The sequence below is a fragment of the Bordetella genomosp. 10 genome, from assembly GCF_002261225.1.
Taxonomy (GTDB): Bacteria; Pseudomonadota; Gammaproteobacteria; order Burkholderiales; family Burkholderiaceae_B; genus Bordetella_C.
This window is the reverse complement of sequence record NZ_NEVM01000002.1, coordinates 985,124-1,009,404: the sequence shown is the minus strand read 5'-3', so window position 1 is coordinate 1,009,404 and position 24,281 is coordinate 985,124. Positions and strand designations below refer to the sequence as shown.

Annotated in this window: 21 protein-coding genes; 10 read left to right on the top strand and 11 right to left on the bottom strand. The window is 68.4% G+C overall.

Annotated features, from left to right (window positions below; genetic code table 11):
* Positions 1–18 precede the first annotated feature (18 nt).
* From CAL29_RS13835 to ku, 4 genes are all read right to left on the bottom strand, one after another.
* Positions 19–597 (bottom strand): c-type cytochrome, encoded by a 579-nt coding sequence (locus CAL29_RS13835; RefSeq protein ID WP_094853563.1) that lies wholly within the window; start codon positions 595–597, stop codon positions 19–21.
* Positions 584–1,846, bottom strand: coding sequence for a sulfite dehydrogenase (soxC, locus tag CAL29_RS13830; protein WP_256977507.1), 1,263 nt, complete (start codon positions 1,844–1,846; stop codon positions 584–586). The genes CAL29_RS13835 and soxC overlap by 14 nt, the downstream gene beginning before the upstream one ends.
* Positions 1,847–2,002: 156 nt before the next feature.
* On the bottom strand, positions 2,003–4,729 hold the full coding sequence (gene ligD / locus CAL29_RS13825) for a DNA ligase D (RefSeq protein ID WP_094853561.1): 2,727 nt from the start codon (positions 4,727–4,729) through the stop codon (positions 2,003–2,005).
* Between the two features lie 3 nt (positions 4,730–4,732).
* A complete protein-coding gene (gene ku / locus CAL29_RS13820) occupies positions 4,733–5,779 on the bottom strand; it encodes a non-homologous end joining protein Ku (protein WP_094853560.1) in 1,047 nt (348 codons plus the stop codon).
* A gap of 109 nt (positions 5,780–5,888) precedes the next feature.
* On the opposite strand from ku, the gene CAL29_RS13815 reads away from it, so the two are divergent.
* A complete protein-coding gene (locus CAL29_RS13815; RefSeq protein ID WP_143277662.1) occupies positions 5,889–6,095 on the top strand; it encodes a hypothetical protein in 207 nt (68 codons plus the stop codon).
* Positions 6,096–6,104: 9 nt separating this feature from the next.
* Here CAL29_RS13815 and CAL29_RS13810 read toward each other — a convergent pair whose 3' ends face one another.
* Positions 6,105–6,617, bottom strand: a complete 513-nt coding sequence (locus CAL29_RS13810; RefSeq protein WP_179284016.1) for a DNA-3-methyladenine glycosylase I — start codon at positions 6,615–6,617, stop codon at positions 6,105–6,107.
* On the opposite strand from CAL29_RS13810, the gene CAL29_RS32005 reads away from it, so the two are divergent.
* Positions 6,616–6,870 (top strand): hypothetical protein, encoded by a 255-nt coding sequence (locus CAL29_RS32005; RefSeq protein ID WP_179284015.1) that lies wholly within the window; start codon positions 6,616–6,618, stop codon positions 6,868–6,870. The genes CAL29_RS13810 and CAL29_RS32005 overlap by 2 nt on opposite strands.
* Before the next feature lie 98 nt (positions 6,871–6,968).
* Here the strand turns inward: CAL29_RS32005 and CAL29_RS13805 are convergent, their stop codons facing one another.
* On the bottom strand, positions 6,969–8,498 hold the full coding sequence (locus CAL29_RS13805; RefSeq protein ID WP_094853559.1) for a CoA-acylating methylmalonate-semialdehyde dehydrogenase: 1,530 nt from the start codon (positions 8,496–8,498) through the stop codon (positions 6,969–6,971).
* A gap of 212 nt (positions 8,499–8,710) precedes the next feature.
* On the opposite strand from CAL29_RS13805, the gene CAL29_RS13800 reads away from it, so the two are divergent.
* From CAL29_RS13800 to CAL29_RS13780, 5 genes are all read left to right on the top strand, one after another.
* On the top strand, positions 8,711–9,655 hold the full coding sequence (locus tag CAL29_RS13800) for a LysR family transcriptional regulator (protein ID WP_094853558.1): 945 nt from the start codon (positions 8,711–8,713) through the stop codon (positions 9,653–9,655).
* A gap of 272 nt (positions 9,656–9,927) precedes the next feature.
* Positions 9,928–10,632 carry a GntR family transcriptional regulator gene (locus tag CAL29_RS13795; protein ID WP_094853557.1) on the top strand — a complete coding sequence of 235 codons (705 nt, stop codon included), beginning with the start codon at positions 9,928–9,930 and terminating at the stop codon, positions 10,630–10,632.
* A gap of 41 nt (positions 10,633–10,673) precedes the next feature.
* Complete coding sequence (locus CAL29_RS13790; RefSeq protein ID WP_094853556.1) at positions 10,674–11,597, top strand: NAD(P)-dependent oxidoreductase; 924 nt, start codon at positions 10,674–10,676, stop codon at positions 11,595–11,597.
* On the top strand, positions 11,594–11,947 hold the full coding sequence (locus CAL29_RS13785) for a RidA family protein (RefSeq protein WP_094853555.1): 354 nt from the start codon (positions 11,594–11,596) through the stop codon (positions 11,945–11,947). The genes CAL29_RS13790 and CAL29_RS13785 overlap by 4 nt, the downstream gene beginning before the upstream one ends.
* Positions 11,948–12,013: 66 nt before the next feature.
* Entirely contained in the window at positions 12,014–13,063 is a 1,050-nt protein-coding gene (locus CAL29_RS13780) for a Bug family tripartite tricarboxylate transporter substrate binding protein (protein ID WP_094853554.1), read from the top strand.
* Positions 13,064–13,124: 61 nt separating this feature from the next.
* Here CAL29_RS13780 and panS read toward each other — a convergent pair whose 3' ends face one another.
* Positions 13,125–14,072: a ketopantoate/pantoate/pantothenate transporter PanS gene (gene panS, locus CAL29_RS13775; RefSeq protein ID WP_094853553.1), complete on the bottom strand. Its 948-nt coding sequence runs from the start codon at positions 14,070–14,072 to the stop codon at positions 13,125–13,127.
* 447 nt (positions 14,073–14,519) lie between these two features.
* Between panS and CAL29_RS13770 the strand changes: the two genes are divergently transcribed.
* The 3 genes from CAL29_RS13770 to CAL29_RS13760 all read left to right on the top strand — a co-directional run bounded on the left by CAL29_RS13770 (position 14,520) and on the right by CAL29_RS13760 (position 18,182).
* Positions 14,520–15,434 carry a hypothetical protein gene (locus CAL29_RS13770; RefSeq protein WP_094853552.1) on the top strand — a complete coding sequence of 305 codons (915 nt, stop codon included), beginning with the start codon at positions 14,520–14,522 and terminating at the stop codon, positions 15,432–15,434.
* A gap of 136 nt (positions 15,435–15,570) precedes the next feature.
* Positions 15,571–16,773 carry a linear amide C-N hydrolase gene (locus tag CAL29_RS13765; RefSeq protein ID WP_218831851.1) on the top strand — a complete coding sequence of 401 codons (1,203 nt, stop codon included), beginning with the start codon at positions 15,571–15,573 and terminating at the stop codon, positions 16,771–16,773.
* Between the two features lie 176 nt (positions 16,774–16,949).
* On the top strand, positions 16,950–18,182 hold the full coding sequence (locus CAL29_RS13760; protein WP_094853551.1) for an acetate/propionate family kinase: 1,233 nt from the start codon (positions 16,950–16,952) through the stop codon (positions 18,180–18,182).
* 42 nt (positions 18,183–18,224) lie between these two features.
* Here the strand turns inward: CAL29_RS13760 and CAL29_RS13755 are convergent, their stop codons facing one another.
* From CAL29_RS13755 to CAL29_RS13740, 4 genes are all read right to left on the bottom strand, one after another.
* The gene (locus CAL29_RS13755) at positions 18,225–19,280 is read right to left on the bottom strand and encodes a serine hydrolase domain-containing protein (RefSeq protein ID WP_094853550.1); all 1,056 of its coding nucleotides are present in this window, start codon (positions 19,278–19,280) and stop codon (positions 18,225–18,227) included.
* A gap of 101 nt (positions 19,281–19,381) precedes the next feature.
* Entirely contained in the window at positions 19,382–20,548 is a 1,167-nt protein-coding gene (locus CAL29_RS13750; RefSeq protein WP_094853549.1) for an acyl-CoA dehydrogenase family protein, read from the bottom strand.
* Positions 20,549–20,658: 110 nt separating this feature from the next.
* Positions 20,659–22,839, bottom strand: coding sequence for an acetate--CoA ligase family protein (locus CAL29_RS13745; protein WP_094853548.1), 2,181 nt, complete (start codon positions 22,837–22,839; stop codon positions 20,659–20,661).
* Positions 22,840–22,915: 76 nt separating this feature from the next.
* Positions 22,916–24,268: an MmgE/PrpD family protein gene (locus tag CAL29_RS13740; protein ID WP_094853547.1), complete on the bottom strand. Its 1,353-nt coding sequence runs from the start codon at positions 24,266–24,268 to the stop codon at positions 22,916–22,918.
* Positions 24,269–24,281: the final 13 nt, after the last annotated feature.

The window sequence follows — 24,281 nt, the reverse complement described above, 5'->3', positions numbered from 1 at the left end:
TGGGGAACGGACGTTGCATCAAGGCACGTCCGGCCTGGGGTCCGGCACGAAGCCGTTGACGTTCGGCATGCGGATCTTCAACAACGTCCGCGCATTGGCCGGCTGGTTCTCCGGCCACAGGCCGTTGAGCGCGAGCACGTAGGCAGTGACCGCGTACACGTCCTCGTCGCTCAGGCTTTGCGGGGCGGTCAGCGGCATGGCCCGGCGGATGTAGTCGAAGAGCGTCGTGGCATAGGGCCAATAGCTGCCGACGGTGCGTATCGGTTTCCTGTCCTTGAGCGTGCCGAAGCCGCCGGCCAGGCGATCGCCGATGCCGCCCTCGCCCTTGGCGCCATGGCAGGCCGCGCATTGCGCGGCATACACGCGCTGGCCCTGGTCCAGCGTGCCGCTGCCGGGCGGCAGGTTCTTGCCGTCGGGCGCGACGTCTATGTTCCAGCCCGATATCTGGCGCGGCGTGGCGAGTGTGCCCAAGCCGTAGGGACCATGGGGAGGCCCGCCCGCCGCGTGCACTGTCGCGGCCGCGAAAAACGCCGCCAGCAAGGGCAAGGCGACGACACGCCTCGGGCGCCGGGGCACGGATTTCCTACAGGCGCGCATTGCTCACCTCCCCGCTGGCCGCCACGCGCCAGGGCGTAATGGCATTGTTGTGATAGCCCGAATTCAGGCCGCGCACGTTCACCAGGTCTTCCAGCGCGGGTTGCACGTAGCCGGTCTCGTCGATGGCGCGGCTCTGGATGACCGCCGGCGCGCCGTCCCAGCGCCACGGGAAATTGAAGCGCGTCACCGCCTTGCTCAGCACCGGTTCCTGCAGGCGCGCGTCCCGCCACGTCCGGCCTTCGTCGACCGAGACTTCCACGCGCCGGATCCTGCCGCGGCCGCTCCAGGCGATGCCGCGGATCTCATGAAAGCCGGGACCGGACAGGCGCTGTCCGCCCGAGGGCGCGGTGATGATGGACTTGGCTTCCATGTGGAAGGTGAACTGGCGCGCGGTGCCGTCAGGCATCAGGTCGGTGTACTTGGCGGTTTCCTCGCGCGAGTAGACCGGCTGCGCGGTCAGGTGCAGGCGCCGCAGCCACTTCACGCTCATATTGCCTTCGAAGCCCGGCAGCAGCAGCCGCAAGGGATAGCCTTGTTCCGGCCGCAGCCGTTCGCCATTCTGGCTGTACACCAGCAAGGCGTCGTCCAGGCATTTCTCGATGGGCACGCTGCGCGTCATGGCCGCCGCGTCCGCGCCCTCGGCGACCGCCCACCGCGCTTCGGGCCGCAGGCCGGCTTCCTCCAGCACCGTGCGCAGCGGCACGCCCGTCCACTCCGCGCAACTGATCAGGCCATTGGCCTCGGCTGCCGTCTTGCCGTGCACGTCGAAGCCCGGATTGCCGGAGCATTCCAGGAAATGGATGCGCGACACGGAGGGGAAACGGCGCAGATCCTCGACGGAAAACAGCAGCTCTCTTTCCACCAGGCCGTGCACGAGCAGGCGGTGCTGCGCGGGATCGATATCCGGCACGCCGCCGTGATGCCGCTCATAGAACAGGCCGTTGGGCGTGATGATGCCGTCCAGTTCGGCGATGGGCGTGCGCGAGGACGACGAGAGATATTGCTTGTCGGTGGCCCGCACGCCGCGCACCACGCGCTTTTCGAATGCGGAGGGTTTGCCGTAGGGCTGCCCGCCGACCGGGGCGCCCGGCGTCCTGGACCAGGGCGGCACGGGCAAGGGAACGTCCGGCGCGCCGCCGGGCTGCGGGAGCGCGGCTGCCGGCGCCTGCGCGCCGGCGGCGGAAGGAACCGCCGCCGATACGCCCAGCGCCGCGGCCTTCTCCAGGAATTGTCTGCGTGAACTCAAGATACGGCACCCAGATGGAAACCATCCGGATGCTATGTCGGCGCATCGCTTACGGGAACGACGGTCTCGCGATATGGATATGTCCGCGATCCTCCCCGCCGCACCCGCGCGCCTGGGCATGGCCCCCAGCCGCGACCGCCATCCCGCCTTTCCCAAGACCTATTCGTTCGGTTTGAATCCCAGGACCCGCATGGCGGGACGCACGTCCTGCGGCGCATAGTCGTCCCATGGACTGTCGGCGACATCCAGCCTTTCCTGTATGTTGCCTATCGTCCATTGGCCCGAGCTTTTCACCTTGCCCAACTCGTCCCAGGTAATGGGAACCGACACGCCCAGTCCCGGCCGCGAACGGGCCGACCATGCGGCCACGGTGGTCGCGCCGAAGCCGTTGCGGAGATAGTCGACGAAAATGCGGCCGACGCGGTTTTTCGGGCCGCTCTTGGAGACGAAGCGATCCGGCAGCGTGCGCGCCAGGCGGCGCGTCACCTCGGCCGAAAAATCCTTGATCGTGTCCCAGCCGTATTGCTTGCGTAGCGGAACGACGACGTGCAGCCCCTTGCCGCCGCTGGTCTTGAGCCAAGCCTTCAGGCCCAGTTCGTCAAGCATGGCATGCACCAGTTCGGCGGCCTGGACCACCTGCGCCCACTGCACGCCCTCGCCGGGGTCCAGGTCGAACAGCATGCGATCGGGCGTGCCGATGGCCGTGTACACCGCGTTCCAGGTATGGAATTCGACGGTGTTCATCTGCACGGCCGACATGATGGCGGTGGGCGTCGGCACTTCCAGCAGCGGCGGATGGCCCGGATAGAGCGCCTCGGGCAGCGTTCGAACCTCCGGCATCGGCGCTTCCAGATGCTTCTGGAAGAACAGTTCGTGATCGATGCCTTGCGGCGCCCGCACCAGCGAGACGGGACGCTTGTCCAGGTGCTTCAGGAGCAAGGGCGCCACCAGGCCGTAGAACCTCGCCAGGTCGAGCTTGGTGGCGCCCGTGCTGGCGTCGATGATCCGGTCGGGATGCGTCAGCCGCAGTCCTTTGCCCGAGTCCTGGTCCTCGGCGTTCTTTCCGCGCCTGCCATGGCTTGTCGATTTTCCCGTCATGCCGTTCGCCTTCTCCGCCTTGGCCTTGGCCGCGCGTGCAGTTCCGGTCGCGCTCGCGGTTCCGGCCTTTTTGTCTGCCTTGTCCGTCTTGTCCTCCTCCGCGTCCGCCTTCGCCACGGGCACTTTCAGGTCCTTCTCGCCGACCGCGCGCTCGCGCGTGATGTCGCTTGCCGGCTTGTCCTCGCGCAGTCCCTTGAACACCGCGTGACGCACATGGCCGCCGTCGGTCCACGCGCCGAAGGCGACCTCCGCGACCTGCTCCGGCCTGACCCATTGCACCGAACGCTCGGCGGGCCTGCCGCTCAGCCGCGCCGGCGGCTTGTCCGTCTCCATGGGCGACAGGCGTTTGTACAGGCGATCCAGCATGGCGTCGTCGAAGCCGGTTCCGACCTTGCCCGCGTAGCGCAGGGCGCCGTCCTTCTCGTTGACCGCCAGCAGCAAGGCGCCCAGCCCGCGCCGGCTGCCCTGCGGCGGGGTGTAGCCGACGATGACGAACTCCTGGCGCTGGCCGCACTTGACCTTGATCCACGCGGGCGAGCGGCGGGAAACATAGGACGCCTCGCGGCGCTTGCCGATCAGTCCCTCGAAACCCATCTGGCAGGCCGAGGCGGCCAGGTCGGCCGGAGGCGCGTCGAAGGTCTCGCTGAAACGCAAGGGGTCGCCGGGACCGCGCGCCAGCACCTTCGCCAGCCAGCCGCGCCTTTCCTCCAGCGGCACGCCGCGCAGGTCGCGGCCGCTCAGGTAAGGCGCATCGAAAAGGTAGTACACGATGCCCTTGGTGCGGTCGCTGTCGAAGGCATTCTGCAAGGCCTGGAAATCGGGACGGCCTTCGTCGTCCGGGACGATGATCTCGCCATCCAGCCAGCCGTCGGATATGGGCAGCTTGGCCAGGGCCCGCGCCAGGTGCGGCAGGCGTCCGGTCCAATCGTTGCCGTTGCGCGTATAGAGACGCACGTCGCCGTTGTCGATGCGGGCGAGGATGCGGTATCCGTCGAATTTCAGTTCGTAGATCCATTCCTGGCCGGTGGGCGGCGCGCCCGTATAAAGCGTCGCCAGTTGCGGCTGGAGCGTCTCCGGCAATGCGGCGGGCACGCCGGGCGGATCCGCCGGCGACGCCGGCACCGCGGCGGAGGCGCGCTCGATTTCTTCCGCCTGCCGCGGGGAGCCTCCCCCTTGCGCGGATACCGCGCCGGCCGCGTCCTTCGCGGCCGGCGCGCGTCGCGGCTTCCCGCCCCCATCGCCGCGCAGGGGCACGACACTGTCCGGCATCTGGTCGACCACGCTGAATTCACGATCCGTGCGCGCCTCGTCGTCCTTTTCCTTGATCAACAGCCAGGGCGGCTGCTTTTCGGACTTGCCCTTCATCCGCACCAGGGCCCAGCGGCCGTGCAGCTTGACGCCATGCAGCTCGAATTTCAGGTGTCCCTCGCGATAACCCTTGCGCGCGTCGCCCAGCGGCGTCCAGGTGCCCTCGTCCCAAATGATGACTTTTCCGGCTCCGTAATGGCCCTCCGGAATCGTGCCCTCGAACTGGTTGTACGCGATGGGATGATCCTCCACCTGCACCGCCATGCGCTTGACCGTGGGATCGAGCGACGGTCCCTTGGGCACGGCCCAGCTTTTCATGGCGCCGTCCAGCTCCAGCCGGAAGTCGTAGTGCAGGCGCGAAGCCCAATGTTTCTGGATGACGAAGGCCGGCGCGTCGGGATGCGCCTGGCCGCCGTCGGCCGGCTCCGTCGTCGCCTTGAAGTCGCGCTTGGCGCGATAGGTCTTGAGCGTATCGTCCATGGATCAAGCCGCCTTGCGCGCCGTCCCCGATGTGGACGCACGCGCCGTTGATTTGCCCGGGCGTTTCCCTGCCGCGCCGGCGGCCGCCCTGCCCGCCGGTTTGCCGGCCGATTTCTCTGCCGATTTACCCGCCGGCTTGCGCGTGGTCCCGGCGGCTTTTCCCGCCTTTTTCGGCGCCGCCTGGGCCTTCTTTGCAGCCTTCTTCGCGACCGCCTTCGAGGCCGTCTTGCCGGCGGCGCCGCCCTTGCGTCCCGCCAGGCTCTGCCGCAGCAGCGCCGTCAGGTCGATCACATTGTCGCCATGGGCCGGGGCTTCTTCCTCCGGCTCGAACACCTGCTCCGTCTGGCCGGCCTTGGCGCGTTTCTCCACCAAGCCCATGATAGCCTCGCGGAACTCGTCCTTGAACTCGTCCGGATCCCATTCCCCGGTCATGTCGTCGACCAGCATGCGCGCCATCTTCAATTCGGCCGCGCTGGGCGACATGCCCTTGGCGCCGGCCTTGGGCAGGTCCAACTCGTCCATCGGCTTGACCTCGTCGCCCCAGCGCATCAGGTCCAGCACCAGGCCGTCGCCGGAGGGGATGAGCGCGGCCAGATGCTGTTTGGTCTGGATCACCACCTTCGCGATGGCGATCTTCCCCGCCTTGGCGAGCGTGTCGCGCAGCAGCGCATACACCTTCTGCCCCTTGTTGATCGGGGCGACGTAGTACGGGCGTTCCAGGTAGACGAAAGGCACGGCCCCGGCCTCGACGAAGCGCAGGATCTCGATGGTCTGCGTGGTGCGGGGATAGGCTTCCTCGATTTCCTCGGGCGAAATGATGACGTACTGCCCGTTCTCGTATTCGACGCCCTTGACGATATTCTCGCGGTCGATTTCCCGGCCGGTGCGCTTGTTGATGCGCTTGTAGCCCACCGGATCCATGGTGCGCTTGTCGAGCCAGTCGAAATCCACCCCGGATTCCCGGGTGGCCGTATGCAGGCCCACCGGAATGTGGACCAGGCCGAAGGAGATGGCGCCCTTCCAGAGGGTACGCGATGCGGTGCCAGCCATGACGATGCTCCGAGGCGTGATGAAACCGCCGGAACAGCATGAAATGTGCCTGCGGGCACGGCCGTTGCGTTACCCTACCGCCGTCAGCGCACGCACGAGGAGTCCCATCATGCAGAATCGTCCCACCGTCCATCCGCCCGCCATGCGCCGCGCCGGCGCATGGTGCCTGGCCGCGGCCGTCGCGGCCGCGCTATTGGCCGGCTGCGCCGACAGCCGCTTCGACCATCCCGGGCCGCCGCATCCGGGCGCCGTCAACCCGTGGAGCAACGGCGGATTCAGCGATCCGGGCCCGAATTATCCGGACACCGGCCGATAGCCGGCCGTCCTACGCGGAGGTGCGGCGGAAGCAGGCCCGGTCGTGATCGTCGATGATGCCCACGGCCTGCATCCAGGCGTAGACGATGACCGGGCCGACGAATTTGAAACCGCGCCGCTTCAATTCCTTGGAAATCCGCTCGGAAACCGGACTGCTCGCCACGCGGGGACCGCCGTCCGTGCGCACCGGCTTGCCGCCGGTGAAGGACCAGCAGAATTCGGCGAAGTCCTCGCCGTTTTTCGCCATCTCCAGGTAGACCTGGGCGCCGCGGATGGTCGCCTCGATCTTGGCGCGCGAGCGCACGATGCCCGCGTCCTGCATCAGGCGCTCGACGTCCTTCCCGGTGAAACGCGCCACCTTGGCCGGATCGAAGCCGGCGAAGGCCTTGCGCAGCGCGTCCCGCTTGTGGAGGATGGTGCGCCACGACAAGCCGGCCTGGAAACCGTCCAGCATCAGCTTTTCCCATAGGGCCCGGCTGTCGTGCTCGGGCACGCCCCATTCGTCGTCGTGGTAGGCGCGCATGCGGGCGTCCTCGCCCGCCCAGGCGCAACGATGCACCGCCGGCGCATCGGCGGCCGGCCGGGACGCCGCCGTCCCATCGGAAACGACGGCGGGCGCGGGCTTCGCGGCACGCGCGGCTGCCGGAGCCTTCTTCGCCGGGGTCTTATTGGCGGCGGACGCCGTCGCCCCCGATTTCTTGACGGCGGATTTTGCCGCCAAGGCTTTCTTGGCAACCGGCTTTGCCGCCGGCGCCGTTTTCGATGCGGTCATGTAGAGCAGGCCTCCCGGAGCGCCACGCGGCGCGATGGCAGGCATATTACCGCCGTCGCCGTCCGCGCGCCCCTCCGGAAGTTGCTCCAGGGCCGGAGCCGCTCAGACGCCCCCGGGCGTCGGCATCGTGAACTCCGCGCCCTTGCCGATGCTGTCCGGCCAGCGCTGCATGATGCTCTTCTGGCGCGTGTAGAAACGCACGCCTTCCTCGCCATAGGCATGCATGTCGCCGAACAGCGACCGCTTCCAGCCGCCGAAGCCCTGCCAGGCCATGGGCACCGGAATCGGCACGTTGATGCCGACCATGCCGACTTCGATGCGGCGGCCGAATTCGCGCGCCACCTGGCCGTCGCGCGTGAAGCAGGCAACGCCGTTGCCGAACTCGTGGGCGTTGATCAGGGCCACCGCCTCGGCGAGATCCTTGACGTGGACGCAGCTCAGCACCGGTCCGAAGATCTCTTCCTTGTAGATGCGCATCTCCGGCGTCACCTTGTCGAACAGCGTGGCGCCCATCCAGAAGCCGTTCTCGCAGCCGTCGCCGGCCTGCTTGGCGTCGAAGCCGCGGCCATCGACCAGCAACTGCGCGCCCTCCTTCTGGCCCTGCTCGATGTAGCCCGTGATGCGGGCATGGGCGGCGGCCGTGACGATGGGGCCCATCTCGGCGGCGCGATCCTCGCCATTGCGCACCTTCAGCGTCTTGGCGCGTTCGACCAGCATGGGAATCAGCCGCTCGCCGACGTCGCCCACCAGCATGGCCACCGACACCGCCATGCAGCGCTCGCCGGCCGAGCCGAAACCGGCGCCGATCAGCGCGTCGGCGGTCTGTTCCAGGTCGGCGTCGGGCATCACCACCATGTGGTTCTTGGCGCCGCCCAAGGCCTGCACGCGCTTGCCGTGGCGCGCGCCGGTCTCGTAGATGTAGTTGGCGATCGGCGTCGAGCCGACGAAGGACACCGCCTTGACGTCGGGATGCTCCAGCAGCGCGTTCACGGCATCCTTGTCGCCCTGCACCACGTTGAACACGCCGTCCGGCAGGCCGGCCTGCTTGAGCAGCTCGCCCAGCAGCAGCGACGGCGACGGGTCGATGGGGCTGGGCTTGAGCACGAAGGTGTTGCCGGTGGCCAGCGCCACGGGGAACATCCACATCGGCACCATGACCGGGAAGTTGAACGGCGTGATGCCGGCCACCACGCCCAGCGGCTGCCGCACGGTCCAGTTGTCCAGGCCGCCGGCCACCTGCTCGGTGTAGTCGCCCTTGAGCAATTGCGGGATGCCGCAAGCGAATTCGACGATGTCGATGCCGCGCGCGACTTCGCCCAGCGCGTCTTCGTACACCTTGCCGTGTTCGGCGGTGATCGCATGGGCCAGGCGCTCGCGGTTTTCCTGCAGCAGTTGCAGGAACTTGAACATGATGCGCGCGCGGCGCAGCGGCGGGGTGTCGGCCCAGGCCGGGAAGGCGGCGCGCGCGGACGCCACGGCGGCGTCGACGTCGGCCGGCGCGGCCAGGGCCGCTTGCGCGCTGACGGCGCCGGTGGCCGGGTTGTAGATGGGCGAACGGCCCGCGCCGGCGCCGGTGACGGCCTTGCCGTCGATCCAGTGGCCGACGACGGGGGTCTGGGTGTTGGTAGCCATGTTTATCCTCCTGGTTCGTATCCGGTGCGCCGCGCCGGCCCGCTGGCCGGGTGCGCTGTGCGTGGGGCGATCACTGGGGCGAATATTCAGGATTCGCCGCTCAATATGTGTGACCACCGCAGTCTAGGCAAGCACGCGCGGCTTGATAAGTCAGCAAAATGTGATATTAGTGTTCGATATTTTGAACAATATCTGGATTCGCCCTTGCCCCTATGAGCGCCGACGCCATCGCCCCCCATGTCGCGGACATCTACCTGCTGACGGTGGTCAGCCAGACCCGCAGCTTCACCCAGGCCGCGCGGCGGCTGGGCATCTCCAAGGCCTCGGTCAGCGGCCGCATCCACGATCTGGAGCGCAGCCTGGGATTGCCCCTGGTCCGCCGCACCACGCGCTCGGTCTCCATGACCGAAGCCGGCCAGTTGCTGGTGAGCGGCGCGCAGAACGCCTTCGGCGCCCTCTATGACAGCGTCAATGCCGCCCGCCAGACCATGGACCAGCCGCGCGGCTTGGTGCGCGTCAGCGCGCCCGTGGCCTTCGGGCGGCAGCACCTGGCGCCGCTGGTCACGCCTTTCCTGCAGGCCTATCCCGAGGTGACGCTGGAGTTGGAGCTGGCCGACCGTTTCGTCAACCTGGAAAACGAGGGCTTCGACCTGGCGGTGCGCCACGCCGACAGCGTGCCCGAATCCTATGTCGCGTGGCCCCTGCTGCGCACGGAAGCCGGCCTGCTGGCCAGCCCGGACTATGTGGCCCGGCACGGGGTGCCTTCCCATCCGGCGGCGTTGAGCGGCCACGTCTGCCTGCATTACCTGCGGCCGGGCGCCGCGGACGTCTGGTCCTTCGTTCCACGCGCGGGCGCGCCCACGCGCATCGACGTCCCCATCCGCGGCCGCTTCCGCGCCAACAACAGCGAAGTGCTGCGCGACGCCGTGCGCGGCGGGCTCGGCATCGGCCTGTTGCCCGATTTCAGCGCGCTGGCCGATACGGCCGACCTGGTGCCCATCCTGCCGGATTGGCGCGTCATCGGCTTCTTCGGGCAGACCATCCATGCCTTGCGGCCGTGGTCGGCGACCGTGCCGCCGGCGGTGCGCTGCCTGGTCGATTTCCTCAAGGTGCATTTGCCCGGGCAAGTCCAGGGAACGGCGGCGGCTGGAGGATAAGGCGGCCCCGGCGTGTCCCAAAAAAGGCCCCCACGCCGCGCAGCTTGCGCTGCTTGCTGCCCCCGAGGGGGGCGTTTTTGCCTTGGGGCGGCCCGGCGGCAAAAAATGGATGCGAAGGCGCGACTTCAGGATTGCGAATATCCGGGACCAGGCACTAGGGAAATCCCCAGCAAGAAAAACTGCCCGAGCGCGGCGGGAGCATAGATAATACGGAACTGTATACAGACCTATCCGCACTTATCCGTCCGCCGAATCCGCCAACCGCCCACGCCATGCACGCCGCCGCCAACACGCCCGCCCAGGTCTATGCCCGCATCAAGGCCATGGCGACCACCTTCCGCCTGCGGCCGGGGGAGCGCGTCAACGAGGTCGAGCTGGCCAAGCGCCTGGGCGTCAGCCGCACGCCCGTGCGCGAAGCGCTGAACCGCATCGCCGCCGAAGGCTTCCTGGTGTCCACGCCCAATCGCGGCTATTCCGCGCGGCCGCTGGACGCGAGGCAGATCCTCGATCTGTACGAATACCGCGCCACCGTCGAACTGGGCGTGGTGCGCCTGGTCTGCCGGCGGGCCACCGACGAGCAGTTGCGCGAGCTGGCCGATTTCACCGAACAGGACCGCGATACGCCGGAAACCGACGAACAGGCGCTGCATCTGCTGGAACGCGACGAAGCCTTCCACGAACGCCTGGCGGCGCTGGCCGGCAACGAAGAATTCCTGCGCTCGGTGCGCTCGATCAACGAGCGCATCCGCTTCGCCCGCTGGCTGGACCTGAAGTCCCGCCGGCAGGACACCCGCAACGACCATCCCGAGATCGTGCGCGCCCTGCAGGCCCGCGATCTCGCCCGCGTCGAAGCGCTGATGAACGCGCATATCGTCCAGTACCAGGACCATGTCGTCGCCCTGACCCGCACTGGCTACGCGGAGATCTACATGGGCAACGCCCTCGCCGATTTCGCCGAGGCGCGGCTGCAAGCCTGACGCCTCTTTCGATCAACATACCCTCTCTATCACGGAGTCCCATGAAAGCCTGCTTCATCGACGCCAATCCGACGCTCGCCGCGGTCGCCGAACGCCTGCACCAGCCCGGCGACCTGCCGCTGACCATCAACCGGCAGCCCGACATCACGCCCGATCAGGTTCCCGGCGTGCTCGGCGACGCCGAGATCATGATCGTCGACCATACCCATTTCCCCGTCGACATCGCGCGCCAGTGCAAGGCGCTGAAGCACGTGGTCTTCCTGGGCACCGGCCCGCGTTCGTATATGGATCCGGAAGCGCTGGCGGAAATCGGCATCCAGGTGCACATCATCAAGGGCTACGGCGATACCGCCGTGGCCGAGTGCGCGTTCGCCCTGATGTGGACGGCCGCCAAGGGCTTCGCCCGCATGGATCGCGGCATGCGCGCCGGCAACTGGCTGCGCTCGGACGGCGTGCAGTTGACCGGCAAGACGCTGGGCCTGGTGGGCTATGGCGGCATCGCCGCGGAAATGGCTCGCCTGGCGCGCGGCGCCGGCATGAAGGTCATCGCCTGGAACCGCACCCCGCGCAGCGCCGACGGCGTCGATTTCGTGTCGCTGGAAGAGTTGCTGGCGCAGAGCCACGTCGTCTCCCTGCACCTGCTGCTGACCGATGAAACGCGCGGCATGATCTCGCGCGAACGCATCGCCGGCATGCGCGACGGCGCCATCCTGATCAACACCGCGCGCGGCGCGCTGGTCGACGAAGAAGCCATGATCGAAGCGCTGCAATCGGGCAAGCTGCTGCATGCGGGCCTGGACGTCTACGTCACCGAGCCCATGCCCGCCGGCCACCCGCTGACCAAGCTCGACAACGTGACGCTGTCGGCCCACTCGGCCTTCCGCACGCCGGAGGCCAGCGACAACCTGATCCAGGCCGCCCTCAACCACGCCCGCCGCGAATCCGGCATCGGAACCCAGCAATGAGCCAACCCATCACGCGCCTCGACCAGAACGCGCGCCGCTCGCGCGCCGTCATCCACAACGGCACCGTCTACCTCGCCGGCCACACCGCCGACGACCGCGCCCAGGACGTGGCCGGCCAGACCCGCCAGGTGCTGGCCAAGATCGACGAAATGCTGGCCGCCGCCGGCACCGACAAGTCCAAGGCGCTGAACGTGACCATCTGGCTGTCGACCATGAAGGACTTCCAGGCCATGAACGAGGTCTACGATGCCTGGATCTTCCCCGGCCACGCGCCGGCCCGCTGCTGCGGCGCGGTCGAACTGGCCGCGCCCGACATCCGCGTCGAGATCATGGTGACGGCGGCCCTGTAGTTTCCATCCTGCGCGCCCGCGGGGCGCGCATTTTCCACCAGCGCAACACATAGAAGGGGAAAACTCATGCTGCGCTCGACATTCAAGCTGCGCGCCTTAAGCGCCACCGTCAGTGCCACCGTCAGTACCGTTGCAAGCGCCACCGCCCTGGCCGTGGCCGCCGCCGTTCTCGCGCCGGCCGCCCATGCCGAGGACCCGGCCAAGTGGCCGACCCGCGCCATCACCATCGTCGGCGGCTTTCCCGGCGGCGCCGGCACCGATCTCTACGCCCGCAAGCTGGGCGAGGGCCTGAGCAAGGAACTGGGCGTTCCCATCATCGCCGACAACCGCACCGGCGCCGGCGGCAACGTCGCGTCCGACGTGGTCGCGCGCGCCCCCGCCGACGGCTACACCTTCCTGCTCGGCACGGCCGGCACGCACGCCATCAACGCGGCGCTCTACAAGAGCCTCGCCTTCGACGTCGAAAAGGATTTCACGCACATCGCGCTGCTGGGGGATGTTCCCAACGTTTTGCTGGTCAATCCCAAAAAGCATCCCGAGATCAAGACCTGCGGCGATCTGATCGCCCAGGCAAAATCCAAGCCGGGCGTCCTGAATTATGCGTCCACCGGCAACGGCGCCTCGGGCCACCTGGCCGGCGCGCAGTTCGCCCACGGCGCCGACATCAAGGTCACGCACGTCCCGTATCGTGGCCAGGGTCCGGCGATGACCGCCCTGCTCTCGGGCGAAGTCGACTTTTTCTTCAACCAGAGCGCGCCGTCCGTGCCCGCCGTGAAGTCGGGCCAGGTCGTCGCGCTGGGCGTCACCACGGCGCAACGCATCAAGGCCTTGCCCGACGTGCCGACGGTCGCCGAGGCGTGCAACATCAAGGGTTATGAAAGCAGCACCTGGTACGGCCTGTTCGGTCCGGCCAAGCTGCCGCCGGAAATCCAGAAGCGCATGAGCGAAGCGGTGATCAAAGTCATCAGCACGCCGGAGTTCCAGGCATGGCTCACCGACCTGCAGGGCATCCAGCCCCCGGCCGATCCGAGCATCGCCGCCTTCGAGCGCATCCACAAGGCCGACATCAAGCGGTGGGCCGATATCGTGAAGATGTCCGGCGCGACCGTGGATTGAGAAAGCCCACCCCGAGAAAGCCCGCCCCGTAACCGCTTCGCGGGCCCCCTCGAGGCTTGCCTTACTCCGCCGCCGCGCCTTCGCCGGCGGCGGCGTTCTTTCTGGCGCTGCGGCCCGCCCAATATCCCGCCAGCAAAGAACCCGACAGGTTGTGCCACACCGAGAACAAGGCGCCCGGCAAGGCGGCCAGGGGCGTGAAGTACAGCTTGCCCAGCGTCGCCGCCAGGCCGGAGTTCTGCATGCCGACTTCCATCGCCAGCGTGCGGCAGATGGCCTCGTCGAAACCGAGCAGGCGTCCGCCCCAGTAGCCGCCCAGCAGGCCCAGCCCGTTGTGCAGGATCACGCCGACGGCGACGACCAGGCCCACCGAGGCGATGCTTTGCTGCGTGCCGCCCACGACGGCGGCGATGATCAGCAGGATCGAGACCATCGACACCAGCGGCAGGATGGGCTCGATGCGGCGCACGAAGCCGGTGAACAGATGATGGATGATCAGGCCGACGATGATGGGCAGCGCCACGATCTGCACGATGCTGATCAACATCCCGTGCACGTCCACCACGATCGAGGCGTCGACATACAGGCGCGTGAGCAGCGGCGTCGCGAAAATCCCCACCACCGTCGACAACGCGCTGATCGTCACCGACAGCGCCACGTCGCCGCGCGCCAGATAGATCATCACGTTGGAGGCCGTGCCGCTGGCCACGCTGCCCACCAGCACCATGCCGGTCGTCAGGTCCGGCGGCATGCGCAGCGCCTTGGCGATCAGCCAGGCCGCCAGCGGCATGACCAGGTAGTGCAGCACGATACCCGCCACCACCGGCGCGGGGCGCGTGAACACGCGCTTGAAATCGCCCAGCGACAGCGTCACGCCCATCGCCAGCATGATGATGGTCAACAGCGTCGTCACGTACGGCGCGATACCCGCCACGGAGGACGGCGAGAAATAGGCCAGCAGCGAAGCCAGCACGGCCCACACGGGGAACAATCGGGTGATAGGGGCAAGCACGTTGGAAATCCTGGATACGGTCGCGCGGCATGGCGCAATGCGGCCGCGCGGTCTTTCTAATGGTTATGGGAAGATGGCCGGATCCGCGTGGGAAAGTGGCCAGGTCCGCGCCGCGCCTGCATCCTTGTGGGTCGCCGCGCCCGCGGTTGCTCGGGCGGGCCGTATTGTATGCGCGCCGGCGAACCGGGGCGGCGCGGGCCTGAAAAGCTTACTTTCACCTTAATAAAGCGATCATCGAATCCACGGCGGCAACGGCGCGGCGGCTGTCGCAAATGGTGGCCCGAAGTTACTCACTCCCCCGCGCCGGCCGGCCTCAATATCGCCAGGAAAAGGACGCATGCGTGTGCGTGCCGGGAGTTTCGCGCCGACGCGCCCCGCGCGGGAACCGGGGAACAAGCCGGACGACTCAAGGCTGCAACGCGAACCGACCCGCCTGGAGACCGGCAGATGCCTCGCCCATACCGCAACCCCTCGCTCACGCCCCGTTCCGCCCGCCTCTCCGCGCCTCGGTCCGGCAACCGGGACCTCCGCGGCCGCGCGCGCCATGAAGCGGCGCGGCCGCTCACGGCGCGCGCCGCGGTCCGCGCCAGGACGATGCTGGCGGCGATGCTGTGCGCCATGGCCGGCATGGCGGAGGCGGCCGGCACGGAGCCGGATCCCGATCGCTGGCATGTCGTCGCCAGTCCCTACCTCTGGGCGGCATCCCTGCGCGGACATGCCGACGTGGCCGGCCGCCGCGCGGACTTCCACCTGCCCTTCTCCACCATCTTCGACGATCTCGATTTCAGCTTCATGGGCAACGTCGAGGCCACCAACGGCCGCTATGGCTTCTACCTCGACAACGTCTACACCAACCTGGGACAGCGCAACGCCATCGACGGCGTGTCCACGCATGCCAGGCTGCGCGCCAACTGGCTGACCGCCGGCGCCTTCATGCGCGTCTACGAGCAGGCGCTGGGCGGCGACACGCTCGCCGGCACGCCGCGCGTCTTCGCCGTCGAACCCACGGCGGGACTGCGCTGGACGTCCATGCACGGCGCCCTGGACAGCCCCATCGGCGACGCCTCCTCGCGCGTGAACTGGACCGACCCTTTCGTCGGCCTGCGCGTGCAGGCCGACCTGGACGAGCGCTGGAACCTGTCGGCCGAAGCCGACATCGGCGGTTTCGGCGTGGGCTCGCGACTCAGCGCCAACGGCCAGGCCTACCTGGGCTACCGCGTCCGGCTGTTCGGCTACGACACCATGCTGCGCCTCGGCTACCGCGCGCTGTACCAGGACTATCGCGAGCACACCGATTACGGACGCGCCAAATGGGCGAACACGCTCCAGGGACCGGTGGCCGGCCTCTCGGTCCGCTTCTGATCCGAACCGCGCCAGGCACGGCAAGAATTTTCCGATGGAGTCCCGCGTCCGCGGGGCGCACAGTGCCGCGTTCACCCGCGTGGCGATCATGAAGGGATGCGCGGCGCATCCCTGAACCCTAGTCGAGGAGATTTTCATGCCTGCCTTCCTGTCCCCGTTCGCCATGCTTGCGCGGCGTGCCGCGGCACGCGCGCGGCCGCGCTGCCGGCGCTTCGTCCGGCAACTGCCGCGCCGCCTGCGCGCCGCCCTGGCGCTGTGCCTGGTCGCGGCCATGGTCCTGGCGCCCCTCGACGCCCTTGCCTGCACCAGCTTCACCATCCGGACCAGAACCCACGGCGTCATCTATGCGCGCACCATGGAATTCGGCTTCCCGCTGCAATCCCAAAGCATATTCATTCCCCGCCAACAATTGATCTTCGCCACCGGGACCGAGGCGCACCCCGGCGCGCAATGGACCACCAGATACGCGGTCATCGGCATGAATGCCTTCGGCCTGAAATGCCTGAGCGACGGCATGAATGAAAAAGGCCTGGCCGGCGGCCTGCTGTATTTCCCCGATTACGCGGCCTACACCAAGGACTCGAAAGACATCGGCGACCGCCCGGTGCTGGCGCCCTGGGATCTGCTGACCTGGGCGTTGACCAATTTCGCCAGCGTCGCCGAGGTCAAGGATGCGTTGGCCAAATCCGAAATCGTGGTGCTGGGCGTCAAGGAACCGCATCTCGGTTTCGTGCCCGGCGTGCACTACACCCTGCATGACGCCAGCGGCGCGTCCATCGTCATCGAGCCGATCGACGGCCAGCTCAAGGTCTATGACAATCCCTACGGCGTGCTGACCAACTCGCCGCCCTTCAAGTGGCACGAGATGAACCTGCGCAACTACGTGAAGCTGTCGCCGACCCAGGTCCCGCCGCGCGTGATTGCCGGCCAGACGATCAAGCCGCTGGGCGAAGGCTCGGGCCTGCTGGGCATTCCCGGCGACACGACGCCGCCATCGCGTTTCATCCGCGCCCTGGGCTTTTCCCAGGCCGCCGTCCCGGCCGCCCCCGGCCTGCCCAGCGTGCGGCTGGCCGAGCACATTCTCAACAACTTCGACATTCCCAAGGGTTGGGCGCAAGATCCCGCACTGCAGGAAGCCTCGATCGAATACACGCAGTGGAGCGTCGTCGCGGACCTGGAGAACCGGCGCTACTACGTCAAGAGCTACGAGGATCCCACCTTGCGGGAACTGGATTTCAAGCAACTGGATCCGAACGGCAAGCACATCCTGCTGGCGCCGCTGCATGACGCGGTGACGCCGCCGGTCACGCCGCTGTCGAACAGGATGGCCGCGCAGTAGCGCGGGGCCGGCCGGCGCCCGGCCCCGCTGGCCCACGGTCACGAACGTCACGAACGTCACGAACGTCACGGACATGACGGGCGTCACGGGCGTCACGAACGCGCGCTATCATGGACATCGACCTCGCGCGCCACGGTTCCGTGGCGCCTCCATGATCCCCGACGATAGGGAGCGCCATGAACGACACCGTCCGCGCTGGTGATGACGTATGCCTGCTGGTCCTGAACTGCGGTTCCTCCAGCATCAAGTTCGCGCTATTCGACGGCCGTGAATATCCGCCGCCGCGCCGCCCCGCCTGGCACGGCCAGGTGGCGGGCATCGGCGGTCCGAACCCGACCTACACCGAAGACGGCGCCGCCGCCGAAGCGGTGCCGCTGCAAGGCGGCGAGACGCCGTACCACGCGGCGCTCGAACACATCCGCGTCCACACGCGCCAGCGCCTCGCCGGCCGCCGCCTGGGCGCGGTCGCCCATCGCGTCGTCCACGGGGGCAGCAAGTACAGCGAGCCCGTCCTGGTCGACGCCGCCGTGCTGGCGGACCTGAAAAGCTATATCCCGCTGGCGCCGCTGCACCAGCCTTTCGCGCTGGAGGCCATGGAGGTCTTGCTGGCGGGCCTGCCCGACTGCCCGCAGGTCGCCTGCTTCGACACAGGCTTCCATCACACGCTGCCGCTGGTCGAGCGCCTGCTGCCCCTGCCTTATTCGGCCTATGAGCGAGGGCTGCGCCGCTATGGCTTTCACGGGCTCTCGTACGAATACATGTCGGTCGCGCTGGCCGAGCGCCATGGCGAGCGCGCGCGCGGCCGCACCGTGGTGGCGCACCTGGGCAGCGGCGCCAGCCTGTGCGCGATGCACGACTTGCGCAGCGTCGCCACCACGATGGGGTTCTCGGCGCTGGACGGATTGATGATGAGCACGCGCTGCGGCGCGCTGGATCCGGGCGCCGTGATCTACCTGATGGAGATCGAGAAGCTGAGCCTGGAACAGGTCGGCCACGTGCTGTATCACGAGTCGGGCCTGCTGGGCGTATCGGGCGTCTCCGGCGACAGCCGCGAACTGCTGGCGCGCGAACAGGAAGCGGGCGAGACGGGCGACCGCATCCGCGCGGCCCTCGCGCTCTACGTGCGGCGCATCGTGCGCGAGATCGGCGCGCTGGCCGCCGTGCTGGGCGGGCTGGACATGCTGGTCTTCACCGCCGGCGTGGGCGAGCACAGCGCGGCGATCCGCGGCCGGGTGTGCCGCGATCTCGCCTACCTGGGCGTGGCCCTGGACGAGACCGCCAACGAACGCAACGACCCCGTCATCGCCGGCCCGGGCAGCCGCGTGCTGGTCGGCGTGGAGCCGACCAACGAGGAATGGATCGCGGCGCGGCAGGCGCTGGCGGTGACGCGAGACAAGCGCCAGGGCTGAGGATTACGCCGACGCAGAACCCGGCCGCGTGACGGCGGCGGATCACCCCGCGTCGACCGCCTTCAGGATGCGGCCGAACAGGCCGTCGGCGTGTTCGGACTGCAGCCAGCGCACGATGACCACCATGCGCCGCTCCGGCTCGACCCAGGTGAAGGAGCTGCCGGCGCCGACGCCGAAGAAGCTCGAGGCCGGCACGCTGGGGAAGACCTTGCCCTGGTCGTTGAGCCAGATGAGGAAGCCGTAATAAGGCGCCAGCCCGGTCGGCTGCCGCATGGCCTCGACCCACGCCGTGGACAGGACCTGGCGGCCATCGTTGGCCTTGCCGCCGTTCAAGAGCATCTGTCCGATCAGCGCCTGGTCGCGGCTGCCGATGGACATGCCGCCGCCCCAGTGCGAACCGCCCGGCACCGACGGCATGCGTTTGCCGTCGATCTCCACCCAGGCATTGTCGTAACCCACCCAGCGCCAGTTCTCGCTGGCGCCGATGGGACGCGTGATGGCTTCGCGGAAGACGTCCGGCAAGGGCTGGCGGAACAGGTGCAGCAAGGCATAGGACAACTGGTTGATGCGGACGTCGTTGTATTCCCAGTAGGTGCCCGGCGCCTGCAAGGGGCGCGCGTCGCCTTTCTTGCCATTGGGCGGCGCGCCGAAGCTGACCGCGCGATAGCGGTCGGCCTGGTCCGAGATGCCGAAGCGTTCGCCCTCCCATTCGCTGGTCTGCGTCAGCAGGTGGCGCCAGGTGATGGGCGCGTTGTGCTCGCTGTCGAAACCGATGCCCTTGAGCCGTTTGACGACGGGTTCGTCCACGTCCGGCAGCAAGCCGCGATCGTGCGCAACGCCGGCCAGCAGCGCCAGGTACATCTTGGCCACGCTGAAGGTGAGATCGGCGCGGTCCGGTTCGCCCCACTCGGCCACGGTCTTGCCGTCGACCACGACGACGCCCGAGACCGGCCCTCGGTCGTGCAGCGGACCATACGCGCGATTCCAGGGCGGCGGATCGTTCTGATGCACGCCGAACTTGCCCGTGACGCTGCGATCCCACAGGGACTCGTACTCGTTGGCGAACTGTATGGCTTGCTGCATGAGGGTCTGGTCCATCGGGCTACCTTCCTTGTGCTGGCCGGGCCGGCCAGGAGACGTCGCGATGGAGAAGGATTGTAGGACAGACACCGCCGCGCGGGGCCGCAATCGCTCAGGGTTTACGCGGATGAAGACTGGCGCGGCGGACGCTGCGGGAAGCTGCGGTCGAAGATGCCCTCGGCGATGCGGTTCTTGAGGATTTCGATCGATCCGCCGGCGATCATCCAGCCGCGGCAACGGCGCACGCAGTACTCCACCAGCGACTCGCGGCTGTAGCCCATGCCGCCCAGCACCTGCAGCGCATCGTTGGCCACGTCGAAGCCGACCTGGTTGCAAAAGGCCTTGGCGATGGCCGTCTCGGTCGCCGACGGGAAGCCCGAATCGGCATTGGTGGCGGCGCGATACAGCAGCAACTGCGCGGCATCCAGCTTGATGCGCATATCGGCGAACTTCCACTGCAAGCCCTGGAATTCGCACAGCAGGCGGCCGAACTGCTTGCGCTGCATGGCCCACTCACGCGCCTCTTCGTAGGCGTAGCGGCCCAGGGCCAGGGAACGCGCCGTGTTGCCGATGCGCTCGACGTTGAAGCCGGCGATCTGCTTCTTGAAGCCGCCCTCGCCCAGCACCACCATTTCGTCGGGCACGTAGACGTTGTCGAAGAAGATTTCCACCCATTCCTCGTCCGACATGAAGGCCGACCGCTTGCCCAGGCGCACGCCCTCGGCCTTGGTGTCGATCAGCACCGACCCGATGCCGCCCGTACCCGGGCCGAAGCGCACGTAGGCCAGGATGACGGTCGCATGCGGGCCGTGGGTGGTGAAGATCTTGGTGCCGTTGACGCGCCAGCCCTTGCCGTCGCGCGTGGCGGCGGTCTTCAGTTCCGTGACGGCGGAGCCGGCGTCGGGCTCGGTCATGCCGACGGCGATCAAGGCCTCGCCGGCCAGCAGCGGCTTGAGGAAGCGCTCCTTCTGCTCGGCGCTGCCGTACTCGGCCAGGACGCGGATGGCGCCGAAGTTGCCCGCCTGCACCACGTCCGCGCTGCGCGGGCATACCGAAGCCACGGTCTCGATGGCGACGACCGCGTCCATCAGCGTGCCGCCGATGCCGCCGTCCTCCGGCTTCATGGTGATGCCCAGCAGGCCCTGCCCGGCCATTTTCCGGGCCACGTCCCAGGGATAGGACTGGGCGTGCGCGCGATCGCGCGCGCCGGCCTTCAGCTCGCCTTCGGCGAAGCGGCGCACCGCGGTCTGGAAGTCCTGTTGTTCGGGGGTCAGCTTGAAGTCCATCTTGGGTGTCCTGGTGATGATGTTGTTCTATTTACTGAATACTGAATGAAGATATTGAAAACGCTGGACGCGGAGGACGTCATGGGACGGCACGGCGGCCGGGCCGGGGATCAGGCCAGCCGGACCAGGCCGTCCACCGCCACCACGCCGTCGGCCCGCACGAACAGCGGATTGATCTCGGCCTCCTCCACCACGGCCCCGTCCAGCGCCGCCAGGCGCGAGAAGGCGGCGATCGCGCGCGCCAGGGCGGCGCAATCGCCGCGCGGCAGGCCGCGGAAACCGCGCACCAAACGGGTCTGGCGCACGGCTTCGATCATGCGCATGGCTTCGTCCTCGTCGACCGGCGCCAGGCGCAAGGCGTAGTCGGGCGTCAATTCCGCCGTAATGCCGCCGGCGCCCAGCAGCACGGTCGGGCCGACCAGGGGATCGCGCCGGTAACCCAGGATCAGTTCGATCAGGCGGTCCTCCATGGGCTGGACCAGGATGCCTTCGATGCGCGCCGCCGGCGCGTGCCGCTTGACGTTGTCCAGCATGGCGGAAATGGCCTCGCGCAGTTCGGACAGGCTCTTGATGCCTATCCGTACCGCGCCCGCGTCGGTCTTGTGGGCCAGGTCGCGCGAGCAGACCTTGGCGACCAAGGGATAGGACAGGCTTGGCCCGGACCGCGCCGGGACGGCGTCCACGGCCGCATCCGAAGCGGACGCCGCGGCGGGCTGGGCCAGATCCTGTTCCAACCGCGCCAGGTCCTGTTCCAGGCGCGAGGGATCGAGCAGGCGCCTGCGCGCCGCCGGCACGCCGAGTTCGGCAAACAGGCCGGCGGCCTCGCGCTCGTTCAGCATGCCATGGCGCGGCAAGGCGGCCGGCCAGGCGACGGGCGGGACCTCGGCCGGCGGCCGGCCCGTGCCCTGGAAGAAGACGGACAAGGCATCCGCGCAAGCCTCCGGCGTGCGGAAGGCGGCGATACCGCCCGCCCGCAGCAAGGACAGCGACTCGGGCGCCTCGGGGGCCAGGAAGACCGCCAGCGGCTTGTTTGCGGGCTTGTCCGCCTCCAGCAGCGGTTTCACCGCCAGGTCCGGATGGAATTGGGCCGACGAACCCACCACGCTGAGCACGGCGTCGCACCACTCCGTGCGCAGCAAGGCTTCCAGCAGGCCTTTGTATTGCACGCTGGTGGCCGCCAGCGTCAAGTCCATGATGGGCGTTTCGCGCAGTTTCAGGCCGAGGCCGGCCATTTCCGCGATGAAGGCCGGCGGCGGCGGCACGGCCACCATGCCGTGCAGGCCCAGGTTGTCGACCACGGAGGCGGCGCCCCCGCCCGTGGTGGTGATCACGGCCACGCGCGCCGGCGCATCGGCCGCCGCGGCTTCCGGGCGCCCGCCATGCGCGCCATACCGTTCCGCCAGGGGCGCGATCTCGAACAGCGTCTCCAGTTGGCGCACGCGCATCACGCCATGCGCCCTGAGGAAGGCGTCCACGGCCGCATCGTTGCCGGCGAGCGCGCCGGTATGGGATTGCGCCAGCGCGTCCCCCTGCTCCGAGCGTCCCAATTTATAGGCGACGACGGGCTTGCCCGCCGCCCGGGCGCGCTCCAGCGCGCGCGCCAGCGTCGGCGCGTCGCGCAGGGTTTCCAGAAACAGCAGGATGACCTTGCTGTGCGGATCGTCGACCAGGGCGTCGACCACCTCGCCGACCGTCACGTCGCTCTCGTTGCCCACCGACACCGATTTGGCGAAGCCGAAGCCGCGCGCGGCGGCGCGCGACAGCAGGGATCCCATCATGGAACCGCTCTGCGACACCATGCTAAGCGATCCCGGCAACAGCGACTCGGTCTCGAAGGCGGCGTTCACCGACAGGATCGCGCCGCTGTGCAGGTTGGCCAGGCCGATGCTGTTGGGCCCCAGCAGGCGCAGGCCCAGGCCGCGCGCCCGCGCCACCAGCGCCTCCTGGCGCGCCATGCCGGCCGCGCCGGTCTCGCCGAAGCCATCGGAATAGACCGTCACCACGCGGGCGCCGGCCTGGGCGCAGCTCTCCAGCAAGGGATCCACGCCCTCGCCCGGAATCATGACGAAAACGTGATCCACCGGCGCGGGCAGGTCGTTCAAGGAAGGATAGGCGCGCTCGCCCAGGATCTCGGCGCGGGCGGCGTTGATCGGATAGATGGCGCCCGTATAGCCATGCTTGCGCATGAAACGCAGCGGACGCGCGGTGTTCTTCCGGACGTCGCCGGAAGCGCCCACCAGGGCGACGGAACGCGGCGCCAGCAAGGCGTCGGCGAAAGAGGTCTCGGACATATCGGATTCAGGGGTGGTTGAAGCTGCAATCAGGGAACGCGCGGCAATGGGCAGGCGGGATATTGCAGGCGGGCTATCAGGCGCGCCCGTCGGTCGCCAGGCGCAAGGCGCGCACCGGCAGGGTCTCCAGCCGCCATACCGCGTCGCGCAGCGCCGCCATGCGCTCCGCCCCCAGCACGGGGCCCGCCAGTTCCGCGAACTTGTCGTTGAGATCCGCATCGGACAGGGGCGCCTCGGGGTCGCCCTTGCGATACGGGGCGTGGTATTCCAATGTGTCGCCGGCATGCGTGGTCAGGCTGACGCGGGCGGCCCGCATATTGGGAAAGCCAGCCGTCAATTCGGGATCGGCCTTCAGCGATATCCGTCCCATCAGGCCGCGCACCTCGGCATCGGCCATGCGCTGGGGGGTGAAGGCGTCCAGGCGCGGCGAACCGTGCACGAAGGCATGCGCCACGACGTAAGGCAGGCTGAACTTGGCCTCGTAGGCCGTGGCGGGGTCCTGGATCCCCGCGACGTCCAGGGCCGGCTGGTAGGTCTCCACGCGGACCGAGGCGATATCCTCCGGCCGCACGCCGCGATCGCGCAGCGCCATCGCGGCATCGATGGCGGCGAAGGTGTGGCCGCAGCAGCCGTGGTTCTTCTGCGTGATGACGCGGATGTTGTAGCGCTCTCCCAGGCCGTCGACCGCGCGGCGCCAATCCGGATCGCGCGCCAGCGCGGCGCCGAAGCCGACCTCGCCCTCCAGGATGTCGGGCACGCCCGTCACGCCATGCGCGGCGCCCTGCCCCGCCCGCACGCCGACCGCAGCCGCATGGCCGGCGTGCAGCGCCTTGGTCATGGCGTCGGAACGGAATGCCTGCTGCAAGCCGCTGGCGAACGTCCCGGCGGTGGCCAACGCGTGGCGCATCACGTCCGCGTCGCCGGGCTTGCACAGGGCGGCCGCGGCGGCGGCGCCGCCGAAGCAGCCCACCGTGCCGGTGGTGTGGAAGAAACGATAATGCGAGGGCTGCACCGCGGCGCCGATGCGGGTGGAAATCTCGTAGCCGACCACGATGGCGTTGAGCAGCGCGCGGCCATCGGCGTCGCCGGCCTCGGCCAGGGCCAGCGCCGCCGCGATGGTGGGGCAGCCGGGATGGTAGACGGCGTCGCGGAAGATGTCGTCGAACTCCACCGCATGCGACACGCTGCCGTTGATCCAGGCCGCGGTGGCCGGGAACGCGGTCGTCCCATTGCCCGGCAGGCTCGAATGGCCGCTGCCCAGTTCTTCGGCATTCGCGGCCAGCAACTGCGGCGAAGGGGCCACGCGCGTGCCCGGATACAGCGCGGAAAGCCAGTCCAGGAAAGCGCGCTTGGCGTAATGAAGAATGTCGTCGGGCAAACGGGCCTGACTGTCCCGGGCGCCATAGTCGGCGATGGTATCCAGCAACATGCGTGTCTCCTGC